The sequence below is a fragment of the Lysobacter sp. CCNWLW3 genome (assembly GCF_036697405.1).
GTDB lineage: Bacteria > Pseudomonadota > Gammaproteobacteria > Xanthomonadales > Xanthomonadaceae > Lysobacter.
Window position 1 is genome coordinate 410,028 of the sequence record NZ_JBAHWA010000001.1, and the last position, 16,707, is coordinate 426,734.

Below are 16,707 nucleotides of genomic sequence, written 5' to 3' on the forward strand. Positions count from 1 at the left end.
CCATGGACCTCAGCTACCCGCATCCGGGCTTCCACTTCCTGGTGGTGTTCGAACTGCTGCCGCAGTTCCCGTACGACACGCGCTGGCAGGAAGTATCCGGGCTGACCGTGAGCACGGAGTTCGAAAGCTGGCCCGAAGGCGGCGAGAACCGTTACGCGCACCAGCTGCCGAAGGGCCTGCAGTTCGGCGAGTTGACGCTCAAGCGCGGCAAGTTCATGGGTTCGGGCGTTCTGCACTGGGCGCGCAAGGCCATGGAGGAGTTCGAATACAAGCCCACCAACGTGCTGATCTCGCTGCTCGACGACGAGCACTTGCCCCTCTACAACTGGTATGTGGTGGGCGCGGTACCGAAGCGGCTGGAGATTTCCGGCATGAACGCCGGCAGCAACGAGATCCTGGTCGAGTCCTTGGCGCTGCAATACCAGTACTTCAAGTACTACGACCCGGCGAGCGTGGCGCTGGACGCGGCATCGGCGCTCGCGGGCAGCGTGGGAGTGAGCATCTGATGCCCATCGAGATCCGCGAACTTGTGATTCGCGCCACGGTGGATCCCGCTGCGGGAGGCGGCGGAGGTCCCGGCAACTGCGGCTTGCCCCAAGGCAAGGACGGCAAGGACAAAGACGGGACGCCCGTCGGCAACGGCGACTCCGCGTCGCCGGGAGGCGACCTAGTGCAGGCCTGCGTGCGCGAAGTCATGCGCATCCTCGAGCGCAAGGGGGAACGCTGATGCTGTTCGACAAGGGCAAGCTCGAGAAACTCACGCTGCGCGCGTTCAAGCCGGCGGCCAAGCCCGAGGACAAGCCCACCCCCTCGGACGACCCGAAGGACGCCTATGTTCTCCAGGTGAATCCGGGGACCTACACGCTCAACAAGCTCATCAACTACTCGCGGCACACAGGGCAGGGCGATACCGCCACCGAGGCGCTGTACAACAACACCCCGCCGGCGAATCTCTCCTTCGAATTCCTGTTCGACGGTACCGGCGTCGTGCCCGAATCCTCCGAACTCGGCGACGTTCCGTTGGTAGGCGCCGTTGCCTCGGCGCTGTCCGGCCCGAAGAAATTCGTGGTCATGGACGAGATCCGGAAGTTCGAGCGGCTGGCCTACGAGTTCAATGGCACCATCCATCGGCCGCGCGAGCTGCTCATGGTCTGGGGCACGCTGGTGTTCCCCTGCGTGCTGAGCTCGGCGAACTACCGCTACACGCTGTTCAGGCCCGACGGCACGCCGCTGCGCGCCATCGCCACTTGCTCGTTCTGCGAGCACGTGCCCAAAGCGCTGGCCGAGCGCAAGAAGAACGCCACCTCTCCGGATCTAACGCATCTGCGCGACGTGCGCGACGGCGACACCCTGCCGGGCATGGCGCACGACATCTACGGCAAGCCCGAGCTGTATCTCGAGGTGGCGCGCGTGAACAGGCTGGTGAACTTCCGGCGACTGCGTCCGGCCAGTCGCGTGGCTTTTCCACCGGTGGGAGTGAAGACATGAGCGCGTTGCCCGTGGCTCGTCCCACCGATGTCATCACGCTCACCGTGCAGGTGAACGGCATAGAACTGCCGCGCACGGTGGCCCTGCAGGGCGTGGAGGTGGTCAGCCAGGCCAATCGGGTGCCTTATGCGCGTCTTCGCGTCGGCGACGGCGACGCCGCGCGTGGTACGTACGCGCGCAGCGCCGGCGAGTTGTTCGTCCCGGGCAACCAGATCCAGGTATCCGCCGGCTACCACGGTGAAACCGAGGCCATCTTCGGCGGCGTCATCCTCACGCAGCGCATCGTGTCGCGCGACGGCGCGTCCTGGCTGGAAGTGGAGTGCCGCGACCCGGTGTTCGTCATGACCCTGGTCCGCCGCAACCGCTACTTCGAGGAAATGAGCGACAGCGACGTGGCATCCAAACTGCTGGGCGAGTACCCGGATTCCGGCGTGAGCGCAGGTGCCGTCGCCAGTAGCGACGTCAAGCATCCGCAACTGTTGCAGTACCAGTCCAGCGACTGGGATTTCCTCGTGAGCCGCATCGAGGCGGCTGGGCAACTGTGCTTCGCCAAAGCCGGCAAGGTCAGCACGATCAAACCGGCGCTGGAGGGGCAGCCCGAGGCGGAACTCGACTTCGGCTTCACCGTGCTCGAGTTCGACGCCGAGATCGACGCGCGCACCCAGTCGGGCGCCATTCGCGCCGTGGCATGGGACCCGGCGGAACAGGCGTTGCAGGAAGCCAATGCCGCGGATCCGGGATGGAGCGGCAACGGCAACCTGAGCGCGTCCACGTTGAGCGCCGCCGCCGGCCGCTCCGAGGACGTGCTCTGGCATGGCGGCAGCCTGGCCAACGACGAACTGCAGAAATGGGCCGACGGCGCGTTGTTGCGCGCACGGATGGCCGCGGCTCGCGGCCGCGTGCGATTCCAGGGCCTGACGGCCGTCAAGCCTGGCGCGCTGCTGCAGCTCTCGCGCTTCAGCGATCGCTTCAACGGCAAGGTGTACGTCACCGGCGTGCGCCACGAGTTCAGCTCGGGCAGGTGGACCACCGATGCCGAGTTCGGACTGCCGCGCGAGCCGCATGCGGCGCGCGTGTCGATGAATCACCTGCCGGCAGCGGGTCTCGCAGCCGCCGTGCATGGGCTGCAGGTGGGCGTGGTCACCGAACTGGCCGACGATCCCGGCAAGGAGCACCGCGTGCGCGTGAAGGTGCCGCTGGCCGGCATGGGCGAGCAGGGCGTATGGGCGCGCGTGGCCACGCTCGACGCCGGCGACAAGCGCGGCACGTTCTTCCGGCCGGAGAAGGGCGACGAGGTGGTGCTGGGCTTCTTTCATGACGACCCGTCGCAGCCGGTGATCCTCGGCATGCTCCACAGCAGCAAGAAGGCGCCGCCGATCGAGGCCACCGCCGACAACCACCAGAAAGCCTACGTCTCGCGCAGCGGGCTCACGCTCGAGTTCGATGACGACAAGAAATCGATCACGCTGAAGACGCCCGGCAATAACCGCATCGTCCTCAGCGACGAGGACGGCGGCATCACGCTCGAAGACCAGAACGGCAACAAGCTGGTGCTGGGCAAGGACGGCGTGGTCATCGAAAGCCCGAAGAACGGCGTGGCCGTCACCGCCAAGACCAATCTGGAAGCCAAGGGAAACAAGATCGCCTTCGAGTCGCAGACCACGCTGGAAGCCAAGGCGCAGGGCATGGCCGAGGTCTCCAGCAGCGGCAACCTGACCCTCAAAGGGTCGATGGTCATGATCAACTGAGGAACGAATCGACCGCCATGCCGCCCGCCGCCCGCGCCAACGACATGCACGTCTGCCCACTGGTCACCGGTACGGTGCCGCACGTGGGGGGGCCGGCCTTGCCCGGCGCGCCGACGGTGATGATCGGCGGCATGCCCGCACTGCGCGTCGGCGACATGCTGACCTGCGCTGGCCCACCGGACTCCGTGGTGGCGGGCAGCGGCAGCGTGATGATCGCTGGCATGCCGGCGGCGCGCCTGGGCGACAGCACCGCGCACGGCGGCAGCATCGTCGTCGGATGCTTCACCGTGATGATCGGAGGTTGACGTGGCCGACAACCCTCAATTCCTCGGTAAGGGCTGGTCGTTCCCGGTGACTTTCGACAACCAGGGGCGCAGCGTCGGCATGGCGCAAGCCGAGGACGACATCCGCCAGAGTCTCGACATCCTGCTGTCCACCCGCATCGGCGAGCGTGTGATGCACCCGGGCTTCGGCTGGAAGCGCGACGCGCTGATGTTCGAGCCGCTGTCCACGTCCTTCGGGTCGTACCTGGCGCACGAGATCGAGAGCGCCATCCTGTTCTACGAATCGCGCATCGAGCTCAACCGCGTGGACTTCGAGACCGCCACCGATCAGAGCGGTCTCATCCTGATCCGCCTCGACTACACCGTGCGCGCCACCGATACGCGTACCAATCAGGTGTATCCCTTCTACCTCGACCATCCCGAGACGAAGGCCTGACTATGGATCTGTTCCGCCGCTATGGAAACCTGCTACGGCCCGACGGCACAAACCAGTTGCAGAGGTTGCTGCCTGGGCTTGAAGCGGACTACGTGGTGCCGGACGAGCGATCGCTCGCCGACCTGCTCGACTACGCGCGCCGTGTGGCGGCCGAGGTTCGCTATTACGACCTATCCGGTCAATCCACCGGAGACTGGCAGGCCTTTCTGGAAGCGCTGCTGGTACCGGGCACCGACCGCATTCGCCCCACCGAGGAGCTGCAACTGCTGCTGCTCTCGCGCTCGGACTGGCCGCCGCACCTGGTGCTGTTCCTCGCCTTCCTCAGGCTGTTCCAGCACCTGCAGGACGATCTCAACGAACTTACGCGCCGCCACCTGCTGCATTACTACGTGAAGCAGCTGGGTCTGCTGCCCCACGCGCCCGAGCGCGACTCCGTACACGCCATCCTCGAGCTGGCGCAGAACGCGGCCGCGACGCGCCTGCCGGCGGGCACCTTGCTGGACGGCGGCAAGGACGGCGCGGGCCGCCCGCTGACCTATGCCTTGCAGAACGAGATCGTGGTGAACGCGGCGACCGTGGCGCAGCTGCGCCGCGTGGTAGTCGAGGAAGACATCCAGCATCATCGGCGCGTATTCGTCGCCGACGGCTTCTCCGCGCTCGAAGGGCAGGGCGGCTACACCTTCGGCCGGAAGCAGCTCGATCTCGATGTCTCGCAGCGTTTCATGCAGGAGGCGCCGTTGGGCTTTGCCGTGGCCGCGCCCGTCCTCAGCCTAGCCGAGGGCGAGCGCCGTATCACGCTGCGCGCCCACCTGCGCATGCCCACCGCCGAGCCGTTGAACACGCAGGGCCTCAACGAGGCGGTCACCGTCGCCTTGTCGGGCGCGGAGGGATGGCTGACGCCGGACCACGTCGAGGCGACGCTGATAGCCGATGGTGGTTCGGGCCTGCCTGCACTGGACCTGATCGTCGACATAAGCTCGGCGTCGCCCGCCATCGTCGCCTTCGATCCTGCCTTGCACGGCGCCGGCGTGGTCAGCGATCGCCCCATGCTGCGCTGCCTGGTGCGCGGCGCGTCCGGCGCCTTCGATCTCTTCGATCGCTTCAATGTCGAGCGCATCGACCTCGCCGTTAAAGTCAGCGGCCTGCGCGGCGTGGTGGTGCAGAACGACGACACCCCGCTCGACGCCAACAAGCCCATGCCGCTGTTCGGCAGCCAGCCGCGCATCGGCAGCGTGTTCTACGTCGGCAGTGCGGAGGTATTCTCGAAGAAGCTGGATTCGCTGACGTTCAACCTGGAGTGGAAGTCGCCGCCCGACGACCTGTTCGAACACTATCGCGGCTACTTCGACACCATCACCAACGTTCTTTCGGACACCTTCGCCAACAACTTCCGCGTCACCGTGGACCTGTTGCACGACCGCGTGTTTCGCCGGCTGCTGGTGAACCAGACCCTGTTCGAGCCGGTCACCACCGACGTCAACGCGATCACCGCGAATGCCAGCGCATTCGGCTTCGCGCTGCAGGGGCTGGACTACCGCGAACAACCGGACCTGCAGGTTCCCGAGACCTTCACGGCGCAGAGCCGAGCCGGTTTCGCGCGTCTGGTGCTCAGCGAGCCGACGCGTAACGATTTCGCGGCCTTCGCCAGTGTGGTTCCGTTCGAGGCCTTCGGTCACCCCGTGTTCGCGCGGCGTTACGCCAACCAGGCCATCGCGCTGGCGACGTGGACCGCTGGACCGAAGCCGCTGCTGCCCAGCGAGCCATACACGCCGGTGCTGAAGTCGCTGACCATCGATTATCACGCCACCGCCACCCTGGCGCCCAATGACGATCAACCCGCGGCGTACTTCGTGGTCGGCCCGCATGGCGCCATTCGCGCGACGCGCGTCGCGCAGGCTCGGCTGGTGCCGAGGCTGGATACGCGCGCAGAGCTGTTGTTGGGGATCCGCGACCTGAAGCCGCCCAGCGCACTCACCCTGTACTTCGACATCGACGCCGGCACCGCCACGGCCGCCGATGTGCTGGCCGCCGGCGACACGAAATGGAGCTATCTCGGCACCGGCGACGAATGGCGTCCGCTGAGCGCGGGTTCGCTGCTCATCGACAGCACGCAGGGATTCCAGGGCGCCGGCATCATCGCGATCGACGTTCCCGCCGAGGCCACCTTGGGGCACCAGAGCCTGCAGTCCGGGCTGGTGTGGTTGCGAGCGACAATCGACAAGTCGCCCGACAGCGCGGCGCGGACGCTGTCCATCCGCACGCAGGCCGCCCTGGCTCGATTCGAGCCGAGCGCGGCGCCGCTCGCGGATTTCGCGGCGCACCTGCGTCAGGGTCTGCCGGCCTCCACCATCAAAGCGCTGGTTCAACGCAATGCCGCCATCCGCAGCGTCGGCCAACCACGCGCCTCCTTCGAAGGCCGCGGCCCGGACAGCGACGAAGACTACATCCGCCGTGCCAGCGAGCGCCTGCGCCACCGACGCCGGCCGGTCACGCCTTGGGACATCGAACGTCTGGCGCTCGAGCGTTTCTCGGAAGTGTTCAAGGCCAAATGCCTGCCGCACACCGACGCCGACGGCATCGTGCGCGCCGGCCACGCGGCGCTCGTGGTGGTGCCCAACCTGCGCCATGGCGGCGCTGCGAATCCGCTGGAGCCGCGTGCGGGACAGGAACTGCTGGCGCGCATCGCCGACTACTTCGACGGCCTAGGGACGCCGTTCCTGAAGCTGCACGTGATCCGACCGGTGTTCGAGCGCATCTGCGTCGAAGCCAAGGTGGTGTTCGCGCGCGGCCGCGACCCGGGCTACTACAGCGGCGTGCTCAATGAGGACCTGCGTCGCTTCCTGTCGCCCTGGGCGTATCAGGACGGGGAGGACATCCAGTTCGGCGCCCGCATCTATCGTTCGGAGATCCTCGCGTTCATCGAAGGGCGCGAGTACGTAGACCATCTGGTCGGCTTGCGCATCTATCACACGTATTCGGGCACCAAGGCGGAAGGCATCGGCACGATGGTCATAGCCGACGACCTCATCATCTACGCGCGTCCGAAGCCCGGCCTGGGCGAGATGCGCATCGGCGACGACTTCATCGTCGGGCGCGCGGTCGAGGCGGCCGGCACCACGCAGGCGCACGCCATCCTGGTCTCGCACCCGCAGCACCTCATCACGGCCGTGGCCCCCGGAGAGGAGGTGTGCTCGGGCGTGACCACTCTCGGCATCGGCTACATGACCGTCGACCTGGATTTCGAAGTCGGGCTCGAAGCGTCATGAGATTTCCAACATCCACACAGCGGAGCAGCGACCTATGAGCGGTCAAACACGGGACTTCCTTAAGGGAGTTTTCAAGAATGGCGATCGGCCGGACGCCGGCAATTTCGCCGACCTTATCGACAGCTTTCTGAACAAGGCCACCGACGGTCTCGATCTGGATTCCGACGGTACGCTGATGCTGTCGCGCGGGCTGCGGCTCGGCGACAGCGCCGTGGCCAACATCCCCGGCGGGCTGCGCTTCAACGGCGGCCAAGTGCAGGTCAACAACGGCGCTGGCTGGAGCAACATCGGCGGCAGTGGCGGCGGATTCGCGACGGTGGGCGGTGCGGGCGCGATCGCCTACAGCGCCGGACGCGTCGGCATCAACACGGCCGCGGCGGAGCCGGGGGCAAGGCTCGAAGTGGTCCTGGGCGCGAATACCGGGCCCGCCGAACAGGTGCGCTTCGGTAACGCGATGGTCGGCAGCGGCGGCGCCGCCTTCAGCTCCTTCGCTGTGTACGGGCACCAGGCGCTGGGGGCGAACGTCACGGCGGTGAACGCCAGCTACGCGCTGCGACAGTCCAACACCGGCGTGGTGCACCTCAACGCGGCCGCGGGGCAGGTACTGAGCCTGCGCCAGGGCGGCAACTCCGTGCGGCTGGGCATCACCGTGAACGGCAACGTGGTGGTCGGCTCCGAGTCCGAACTCGCCGGTTCGGGTACGGCCGTGTTCCAAGTCGCCGGCGGCGCGTTCAAGAACGACGGCAACGGCGCCTGGGCGTTCACCTCCGACGCACGGGTGAAGGAAGAGGTACGCGACCTGGACGCCGGGCTGGCCGAGCTACGCCGCATGCGGCCTGTGCGTTATCGCTACAACGGCCTGGCGGGCACCCGCGCCGGTCTCGAAGGCATTGGCGTCCTCGGCCAGGAGATCGAGCAGGTATTGCCGGAGACCGTGGAACGGCTTCCAGCCGATTCCAACGACGATGGCATGGATGGCCTGCGCGTGTTCAATCCCTCGGCGCTCACCTACGTGCTCATCAACGCGGTGAAGCAACTCGCCGACAAGGTCGAGACGCTGGAACGCGCGTTGGGCGACGCACAGGCGCAGGCCGCGCGGTGAACGACATGCTGCGCATCTCGGCTGCGCCGCCCGAGCGGGTGAGTCTGGACTATTCCAGGCTGCGCGAGGACGGGATGCGGTCGATCCGGCTGTGGGCCAAGGACAGCTGGACGGATCACAACCTCCACGACCCCGGCATCACGCTGCTGGAGGTCGCCAGCTACGCCATGACCGAGCTGGGGCTGAAGCTGCAGCTCGACATCGCCGATCTGCTGCGCAGCGGCGAGGTCCATGGCGAGGCGGAGTTCGAACCGGCGCACCGGGTGCTGCCGGTGGGGCCGGTGAACGCGCAGGACCTGCGCGCGCTGCTGCTCGATCATCCGCTGGTCAGCGACGCGCGGATCTTCCATCCGGCGGACAACGAGGTCGCGTTCTACGAAGCGGATGCCGATCCACCGCTGACCTACGTGCCACCGCTCCTGGGGCCGGTACGCTCGCGCACCGCCGGGCTCTACGAGGTGCTGGTGGAGCTCTTCAAACGCGAGCTCAACAGCAATACCTATGCCTTGCCGGTGCTGGCCGCGGGCGATACCTGGGATGTCGAAGTGGCGCTGCCGTACTGGGACGACCCCGAGGCCGCGCCTTTCCGCCAGCCCGTGGCGCTCGATTCCATCGCCATGGTCCCCGATGCCGGGGAATTCTGGCGCGCTCTGCCAGAGAACCTCAGCTTCTTCGGCCGCGTTCAGGTGAATTACACGGACATCTCCGGCACCCCGGGCAGCGTGCAAGCCTGGGTGCTGCTGCGCGTGGTGGAGCGGATCGCGCAGCCGGGCCTGGTGGTGCCGGCCATCCTGGTCGCGGCACGCGCGGCGATCGAATCGAACCTGCCCGGGTCCACGCTGGCGCAGTTCGCCATGCGCGTACGCGATGCGGCCGCAGCCGTCGCCCAACTGGCCGAATACGTCGACGGCTGGCGCAATCTCGGCGAACAGGCCGTGCGCATCGGATTGGCGCGCGTGCAGGAGATCGGCGTGAGCGCTCGCCTGGAGGTAACCGGCGACATCGACATCGAAGCCTTGCTGGCGCGCATCTTCATGGACATCGACACGATGCTGTCGCCGCATGTGCGTTTCCATTCGCTGGCGGAACGTCGCGCCGTGGAGTCCGACCCCGAAGCGATCTACGACGGCCCCTTGCTGCGCCGGGGCTTCCTCGACCGCGCCACCAGCGGCCGGGCCGTTCCGGATGTCATCTACACCTCCGACATCCTACGGCTCATCATGCAACGCCGTGGCGCCGGCGGTGCCGACGTGGTCACGCAGGAGAACTTGGCGGCGCGTGACATCGTCGCCGTCACCGACCTCACTCTTGCCAACTTCATCAACAACCGGCCCATCACCTCGGGAGCCGAGGACTGCCTGCACCTGGTGCAGATCGCTCGCTACCGGCCGCGCCTGAGCCTGGCCAAGTCGCGCATCACCGCCGTGCGCAACGACGTCGAGGTGGTCTACGACGCCGCGCGGGTGCTCAGCCTGTTCCAGAGCATGCAGGAGCAGGCACTGAACGAGGCCTTCACCGACGATCCATCGCCCGTCTGGCCGGTGGTTGCCGGCGACGCGCTGCCGGTGGACGACTACACGCCGCTGCAAATGGATCTGCCGGCGCTGTTCGGAACCGGCGACACGCCGCTGCCGGACAGCGCCAGCGTCGAGCGACACGCCGCCGTCCGTCAGCTCCAGGGCTATCTGCTCCTGTTCGAGCAGTTCCTGGGCGACATGACCGCGCAACTGGGCAATATCAACCGCTTCTACTCCGGGAGCGGCGAGGCGGGGACCACCTACTTCACGCGGCCGCCCTTCGACCTGCCGGGCGCGCAGCGGCTGCTGCGGGGATTTCCCGCCGGCGGCGACTGGGCCGCCTTTATCGCCGACCCGGACAACGCGGTCGCGCGCGCCTTGCGCGACGCCGCCGAAACCCGCGAGCGCTTGCTCGACCGGCGCAACCGCGTGCTGGATTACCGGCTCGCGCGCCAGGGCGAAGAGGCCACTGCGCTGGCGCAGGAGGTGCATCGCTGGGCGCGCGTCGAACTGGACGTACGCACTTTGCCGCCGGCGCAACAGGAAGGCTTGATCGCAGAGCGGCGCGAAGCCGCCAACACACGCCTGCTCCGGCTGAAATCCGCGCTGCTGCGCGAAACGCCCGAGCTCAGCGCGCTGCGGCTGCTGGCGTTCAGCAACCCCTTCCGACGTGACGCCCAGATTCTCGCCGTCGAAAGCGTCGCGGCAGGCTTCCGCTGGGTGCTGAGCCCGGACGGCCAGCCGCGTCTGCGCGGCGCGGCTGCCGACGAAACCGAGGTCATGGCCGAAATCTCGGCCGAGCGCGCCTTTGCCTTCGCTGGACGAGCGAGCAACTACGCCGGCTTCGACGAGGGGGGCGGCGTTTTCCGGCTGCGGCTTACCGATGGCGGCGGGGCCGCGGCGCAGCCCATCGCGGAGAGCCTCCAGACCTTCGCCTCGCTGGCCGCCGCGAACGCGGCCGCGCCGGCGCTGGCGGCTGTGTTCGCCGCAGGGCGCACCGAGGCCTCGCTGTCGCCGCTCGAACGTCGAGTGGCTCATCACAGCGGAATCAGGGATGCGCGCCGGCGCCGCGCACTGCGCCCCATCGGCGACTTCTTCGAGATATTCGACGAGCCCGCGCCGCCAGGGTTCGTCGGCCGCCGCTGGCGGCTGCGCGAGGCCATGCCCGCGGGGGCGGTGTTGCTGGCCAGCGATGTGCGCTACGACGACACCACGGTGGCAGGCGCTGTAGCGCTGGCCGAGCAGTCCATCGGCCGCGTGCTCCGCTACGGGCTGGACGAATGGAACTATCGCGTGGTGCCCGCCGCCGGCAATCAGTTCGCGATCGAGCTGCGCGACCCCACGGAAGTGCTGCTGGCGGTGGGGCCGGGTACCTTCGCCGACGTCGCATCGGCCCAGGCCGGCATCGAAGCCGCGGTCGCGCTGCTGAGCCGCGAGTACGGCGCCGAGACGCTCTATCTGCTGGATCACGTGCTGCTGCGGCCGCGCACGAACGCGGACGCATTCCTGTCTTTACCCGAAGGCAAGGGACGCGAGCGCGACCCCTACAGCCATCGCCTATCCCTGGTGCTGCCATCGGGTTATGCACGCGACTTCGCGCTGGACCCGGCCGTCGCTCCCCGCATCCCGGTAACGCCGGATCGCTTCCGCAGCGTGGAGTTCCGCCGGCACGTGGAGGGATTGGTCCAGCGTTGCTGCCCGGCTCATCTGCTGGTGAAGGTGTTCTGGGTGGATCGCGAATCGCCGGCCAGCGCCTCGACGGCAAGCTTCGACACTTTCGAGACCCGTTATCACGCCTGGCTGGACACCGTGCTGATCCCGGGCGCGGCGACCGCGGACGTATCCGCCGCGCGCAACTCCTTGGTGGAGGCGCTGAACGCGATCGCCAATGGCGCCTAACCGTCACCGTATCCAGCGGCAGGTATTCGAGCTCACGGTCGGCGATGCCACGGCCGTGCCGGGCATCGAGGAGCAGTTGGCGCGCGCCTGCCGCGAGCCTTTGCTCGCCGGCATGACATCGATGTTCGATGCGGTGGCGCCAGCGCACGAGCTGCTGCGGCTGGAGCGGCTGGAGATCGACATAGGCCGCATCGAAGGCGACGACTGGGCGCCGGAGTTCGAGCGACGCCTGCTGACCGAACTGGGGAGGCAACTCCAAAGCCATGCCGCCAAGGCGAAGCGGGAACGAGCCGCGGAGACGGCCGAGGAGGGCGGGGGAGAGTTCGAGGCCTTCGTATTCTTCCTGCGGCATGGCCGCTTGCCCTGGTGGGGTACGGCCCCGGATTCGGGCTGGTCGAAGGTATTGGAAACGGCCGATGCGCAACGCATCGAAGCATTGCGTTCCCTCCTGCGCGAGCAACCGCGCGCAGCGACGCGTTTTATCGATGCTTTGGAGGACGAAGCGCTTGAGTCGCTGGTCGCGGACGCCGTCCCGCTGCGGGATTGCAGGCTCGCATTGCGCGAGCTGCGGCCCTCGGACTCCGCGGCGATGGGTCATCGCTGGCGCCCGAAATTCTGGGCCGCGGTGCTTGCGTGGTCGATGGCGCCGCGCGGCAGCGCTACCGGCGCCGCGCTGGTTCGCACGCTGTTGGCAGAGCGTTGCAAGCTGGTGATGGAGCGATCGCGCCGGCAAACCGGCGCGGCGGGCGGATCCACGGGAGGCGACTCCGCCCCCTTCATCAGGCCGGTGAACCCGGCGATCTTGCCCGCACCCTGGCGCGAGTGGTGCGCGGCGGCGTTCCAGCAGATGGAAGATGTCGCCCCAGCCGCACCCATCGTGGGCGAGCTTGGACAAGCGACGGCCGCGCCCCAGCAGATGGAAGATGTCGCCCCAGCCGCATCCGTAGCGAGCGAGCCTGGGCAAGCGACAGCCGCGCCGGCCCGCCAGCGTCGTGAGTCGCGGCTGCGCGAGACCGAGGCCGCGACAGGGGAGATCGTCTATCTGCCCTGGGCGGGAATCCTGTTGCTGCACCCCTTCCTCCAGGCCCTGTTCCAAGACCGTGGTTTGCTGGAAGGCCGACGCTTCGTGGACGACGAGGCGCGCCAGCGCGGCGCGCAACTGCTCGGCTATCTCGCCACCGGCCATACCGAGCCGCCGGAGTACGAACTGGGCTTCGCCAAGCTGCTCACCGGTATCGATCTGGAGGCGCCGGTGGAACGCGGCTGGCTCGAGGAGCCGGACATCGCGGCCTGCGGGTCGCTGCTCGAGGCGGTGCTGGGCCATTGGACGGCGCTGCGCAGCAGTTCGGTCCCGTGGCTGCGCAGCCAGTTCTTCCAGCGCGACGGCAAGCTCGAGACGGTGGATGGCGGTCACCGCGTGACGGTGGAGCGGCGCGCGCAGGATGTGCTGCTCACGCGTCTGCCCTGGGGCTTCGGCGTGATCGGCCTGCCATGGCTCGACGACAGGATCTTCGTGCGATGGCTGGATTAGACGAGGTTGCGATGAACACGGACACCGGCGACACCGACCTCGCGCGCCATCGGCAGCGCGGCCGGACCGTCGGACGTAGACCGCGATGTCTGCAGTCGACCGCCGGAGCAGCCGCCCGATCTCCGGGCAGCGGAAACAAGGAGAGTAGCGAGCGTGAGTAGCAGATCGATATCAAGGAACCGCCGACCCAGCGCCGGCCCATCAACGTCAGCGTCCAAATAGGAGTGACCCATGAAAGCAACCAGAGAGAAGTCCAGCAGGACCTGGCAGTTAGGTTTGCCAGCGATCATGATGATGGTCGCCGCCACCAGCGGCAGCCCTGGCGTGGCGCGGGCGGATGCGCAGGACCTGATCATCCCGTGCGCCGACTTCGAATACTCGTATGCGGCGAAGCCGGGCGAGGTGATCTCGCCGACGGACATCGAGACCAACAAGGACGCGTACTGGGAGTTCACCAATTCGGGCGGCAACCTGGCCTGCACCGGCGCGAGCCCGTACACCTGTGCCGGCCTCACGGTGACGGTGCCTGCACCGGATGTCATCCACCCGTCGGCTACCAAGACCACGATCACCGGCACCGCGGCAGGGTTGGGCGAGCAGGACCAGTTCAGCCTGAAAACCACTGACGCCGCCGACACCTCCAAGACCTGCAAGGGCACCTATCTGTTCCGCGTCACCGCCAACGGCGGCGGTTGGGGCGAACCACACCTGAACACCGTCAACGGCATGCACTACGACTTCCAGAGTGCCGGCGAATTCACCGCGCTGCGCGAGGATCGACTGGAAATCCAGACACGCCAGACCGCGGTGCCCACAGCCACCGTCCCCGTCAATGGCTGCGTCGCGGTATACACGGCCGTGGCTGCTCGCGTGGGCAGCAGCCGGGTCACCCTGCAGCCCAACCCGAACGTCGAGGAATCGCGCAATGGCATGGAGCTTCGCGTCAATGGCAAGCTGGTGCAGTTGTCGGACGCCGGCATCGTGCTCAGCGCCAACAGCAGTACGTCCGGCAAGGCGACGGGCGGGATCGACGGGCACATCCGAAAGGCCGCCAACGGCGCCATCGAGATCATCGACGCGCGCGGCACTCAGCTCGTGGCCACGCCGCTTTTCTGGGGCGGGCCGAACATCTGGTACCTGAACGTGAACGTTTACCAGACTTCGGCTACCCGGGGAACGATGGGTGTTGTCCCCGAAGGTAGTTGGATTCCGGCGTTGCCCGATGGCACGTCACTCGGACCCATGCCCGAGTCCACCGACCAGCGCTACCAGGACTTGTACGAAAAATTCGCCGATGCCTGGCGAGTGACGGATACCACCAGTCTGTTCGACTACGCGCCGGGCACCAACACCGCCACTTTCACCCTCGATGAGTGGCCGCGCAACTCACCGCAGTCCTGCGACCTGGCCGGGCAGACGTCGGTGCAGCCTGCCACAGAAGCCGTCGCGCAGGCCGCGTGCGCGGCGGTCACCGATTCGGTGCAGAAGGCCGACTGCGTGTACGACGTCAAAGTCACGGGTCACCAGGGCTTCGGCAAGAGCTACGAGATCATGCAGGCCTTCAAGCCCATCGGCACCGGTACCTGGTACAGCCCCGCGCCGCCCACGGTCACGCAGCCCCCGTCCACCGATGGCGGCTGGGCCGAACTGCTCAAGAAGTGGTGGTGGCTGATCCTGGTGCTGATTCTGATCCTGCTGTTCCTGCTGTTCAGGAAGAAGTAGCCGGAGCGGAACATGGGTGATCCAAGATCACGCGCGAAACCGATGCCGGGCGGATATTCTCTCCGCCCGGCATCGCTGCTGTGGGCCTTGTCCGCCTTGCTGTCGGCCGGCAACGCTTGGTCGGCGCCGCAGGACATCGACTTCGAACTAGATTGCGCGCAACTGCCGACGCATGTCTTCCTGGCCAAGGCGGGCACCGCCTTCGACTCCCGCATCGAGCTGCTCAACAGCCAGGGCGATCGCAGGTTCTGGGCGTTCGGCAACGCGCCGACCGGCACCAGCCCGGGCGCCCGCTGCGAGGAACGAACCGCCGGCGCCGAGTTCCGCTGCAATGGCCTGGCGCTGCGCTTGCCGACCGGATCTCCGAAGACGCCGGTGCCGGATTCCGAATCCGCACGGATTTCCGGAACGCCGTCGCTCGAAGGAAGCTTCAGTTTCAGCCTGGTCGTGGGTTCCGAAAAAAACGGCGGCGCCACCTGCAGCCGAACCTATCTACTGTCGATAGCGCCGGCCGTGGTCGACACGCAGCCGCCCACCGCGCCGGCCGGCTTCGTGGCGCAGTTCAGGTTCGGCGCGCCCTTGACCAGGATGACCGTGGACCTTTCCTGGCAGGCCGCCACCGACGATTCCGGCGTGGTGCGCTACGAGATCCAGCGCTGCGACGGGGAGTTCTGCCCGGATTTCAGAACACTGAAGTCGGTCGCCACGACACGCGCCTCGGATTCCGAGAACCTGCGCTTCGATGTCGGCTACCGCTATCGTGTGCGCGCCTTCGATCGCGCGGGCAACGCCAGCGAGTTCTCCAGCATCTCGCTGGTGCAAACCCCCGCCGAAGGTCCACCGGGCCGTCCTCACTAGGTGGCAGATGAGCAAGCGCAAACGCAGGCAAGTCGAGGGCACGCAGAACCGCGACGCGGCGTTCTTCAAGCCGCAGGGCGGGAGCGATCCCTTCTTCAAGCCCATTGCGGCCGGCGGTGCGCCGACGGTGCAGAAGGAGGACGCGCCCGCCGCCGGAGCCGAGGAAGAAAAGAAGGATCCGATCACCGAAGGGCTCAAGACCGCCGGCGAAAAACTCGCCGAGAACGAGTCGTTCAAGAAGTGGTACGAGCCGCGGCTCGCGAGCCTGAAGTACACGCTGTGGGACAGGGCCAGCCCCATGGAGAAGGCGGCGATGCTGAGCTTCCTCGGCGTGAACCTGGGCGTGGCCGGCCTCGCGTTCGCGTCCAATCCGCAACTGCGCGAGAGCCTCTCGGGGGTGAACATAGGCAAGCCCTTGGGATGGATCCCGTACTCGCCCATCAACGGCTTCAGCTACAAGCTGCCCGGCGCAGGCAAGAAAGACACCGAGTTCTCCGCGGATTTCACCTTGAATCCCTACCTGAATTTGTGGAAGAACCGTCCGTCGTTCGTTCCGTCGGCGGCCACGTTCGGCTTCGAGTCGAGCTACGACCCCACGGGCAAGGGCTTCAGCCTCACCGGCGGGAAGTTCGGTCTCGACTTCTTCGGCGGCGCATTGAAGGCGGAAGGCAAGACGTTCAAGTCATTGAGTCCGTACCCGATGATGGTGCCGGGCATGGGGCCGGGATACGAACCGACCTGGCTTATGAACCAGACGCCGGGCATGCCTGACCTCAAGCAGCAGGGATTCCAGATCATGCTGAGCGCCGACTTGTTGAGGCTGTTTCCCGGGCTAAGGAAGAGATTTTGAGCTGGC

The 16,707-nt window shown here is 67.1% G+C and carries 13 protein-coding genes; all 13 read left to right on the plus strand.

The window, feature by feature from the left end:
- The first annotated feature begins 2 nt into the window (after positions 1-2).
- Positions 3-506, plus strand: coding sequence for a phage tail protein (locus V1318_RS01835; protein WP_332937223.1), 504 nt, complete (start codon positions 3-5; stop codon positions 504-506).
- Positions 506-727 carry a DUF5908 family protein gene (locus tag V1318_RS01840; protein ID WP_332937224.1) on the plus strand — a complete coding sequence of 74 codons (222 nt, stop codon included), beginning with the start codon at positions 506-508 and terminating at the stop codon, positions 725-727. The genes V1318_RS01835 and V1318_RS01840 overlap by 1 nt, the downstream gene beginning before the upstream one ends.
- The gene (locus tag V1318_RS01845; RefSeq protein WP_332937225.1) at positions 727-1,488 is read left to right on the plus strand and encodes a hypothetical protein; all 762 of its coding nucleotides are present in this window, start codon (positions 727-729) and stop codon (positions 1,486-1,488) included. The genes V1318_RS01840 and V1318_RS01845 overlap by 1 nt, the downstream gene beginning before the upstream one ends.
- Entirely contained in the window at positions 1,485-3,236 is a 1,752-nt protein-coding gene (vgrG, locus tag V1318_RS01850; RefSeq protein WP_332937226.1) for a type VI secretion system tip protein VgrG, read from the plus strand. Before V1318_RS01845 ends, vgrG begins: the two co-directional genes overlap by 4 nt.
- A gap of 17 nt (positions 3,237-3,253) precedes the next feature.
- Positions 3,254-3,541, plus strand: coding sequence for a PAAR domain-containing protein (locus V1318_RS01855; protein ID WP_332937227.1), 288 nt, complete (start codon positions 3,254-3,256; stop codon positions 3,539-3,541).
- Position 3,542: 1 nt separating this feature from the next.
- A complete protein-coding gene (locus V1318_RS01860; RefSeq protein WP_332937228.1) occupies positions 3,543-3,956 on the plus strand; it encodes a GPW/gp25 family protein in 414 nt (137 codons plus the stop codon).
- 2 nt (positions 3,957-3,958) lie between these two features.
- Complete coding sequence (locus V1318_RS01865; RefSeq protein WP_332937229.1) at positions 3,959-7,222, plus strand: hypothetical protein; 3,264 nt, start codon at positions 3,959-3,961, stop codon at positions 7,220-7,222.
- 34 nt (positions 7,223-7,256) lie between these two features.
- On the plus strand, positions 7,257-8,324 hold the full coding sequence (locus V1318_RS01870) for a tail fiber domain-containing protein (RefSeq protein WP_332937230.1): 1,068 nt from the start codon (positions 7,257-7,259) through the stop codon (positions 8,322-8,324).
- The gene (locus V1318_RS01875; RefSeq protein ID WP_332937231.1) at positions 8,321-11,740 is read left to right on the plus strand and encodes a hypothetical protein; all 3,420 of its coding nucleotides are present in this window, start codon (positions 8,321-8,323) and stop codon (positions 11,738-11,740) included. Before V1318_RS01870 ends, V1318_RS01875 begins: the two co-directional genes overlap by 4 nt.
- The gene (locus tag V1318_RS01880; protein ID WP_332937232.1) at positions 11,730-13,271 is read left to right on the plus strand and encodes a contractile injection system tape measure protein; all 1,542 of its coding nucleotides are present in this window, start codon (positions 11,730-11,732) and stop codon (positions 13,269-13,271) included. Before V1318_RS01875 ends, V1318_RS01880 begins: the two co-directional genes overlap by 11 nt.
- Positions 13,272-13,502: 231 nt before the next feature.
- Positions 13,503-14,993 carry a hypothetical protein gene (locus V1318_RS01885; RefSeq protein WP_332937233.1) on the plus strand — a complete coding sequence of 497 codons (1,491 nt, stop codon included), beginning with the start codon at positions 13,503-13,505 and terminating at the stop codon, positions 14,991-14,993.
- 42 nt (positions 14,994-15,035) lie between these two features.
- Positions 15,036-15,851, plus strand: coding sequence for a fibronectin type III domain-containing protein (locus V1318_RS01890; RefSeq protein ID WP_332937234.1), 816 nt, complete (start codon positions 15,036-15,038; stop codon positions 15,849-15,851).
- 7 nt (positions 15,852-15,858) lie between these two features.
- A complete protein-coding gene (locus V1318_RS01895; RefSeq protein ID WP_332937235.1) occupies positions 15,859-16,701 on the plus strand; it encodes a hypothetical protein in 843 nt (280 codons plus the stop codon).
- Positions 16,702-16,707: the final 6 nt, after the last annotated feature.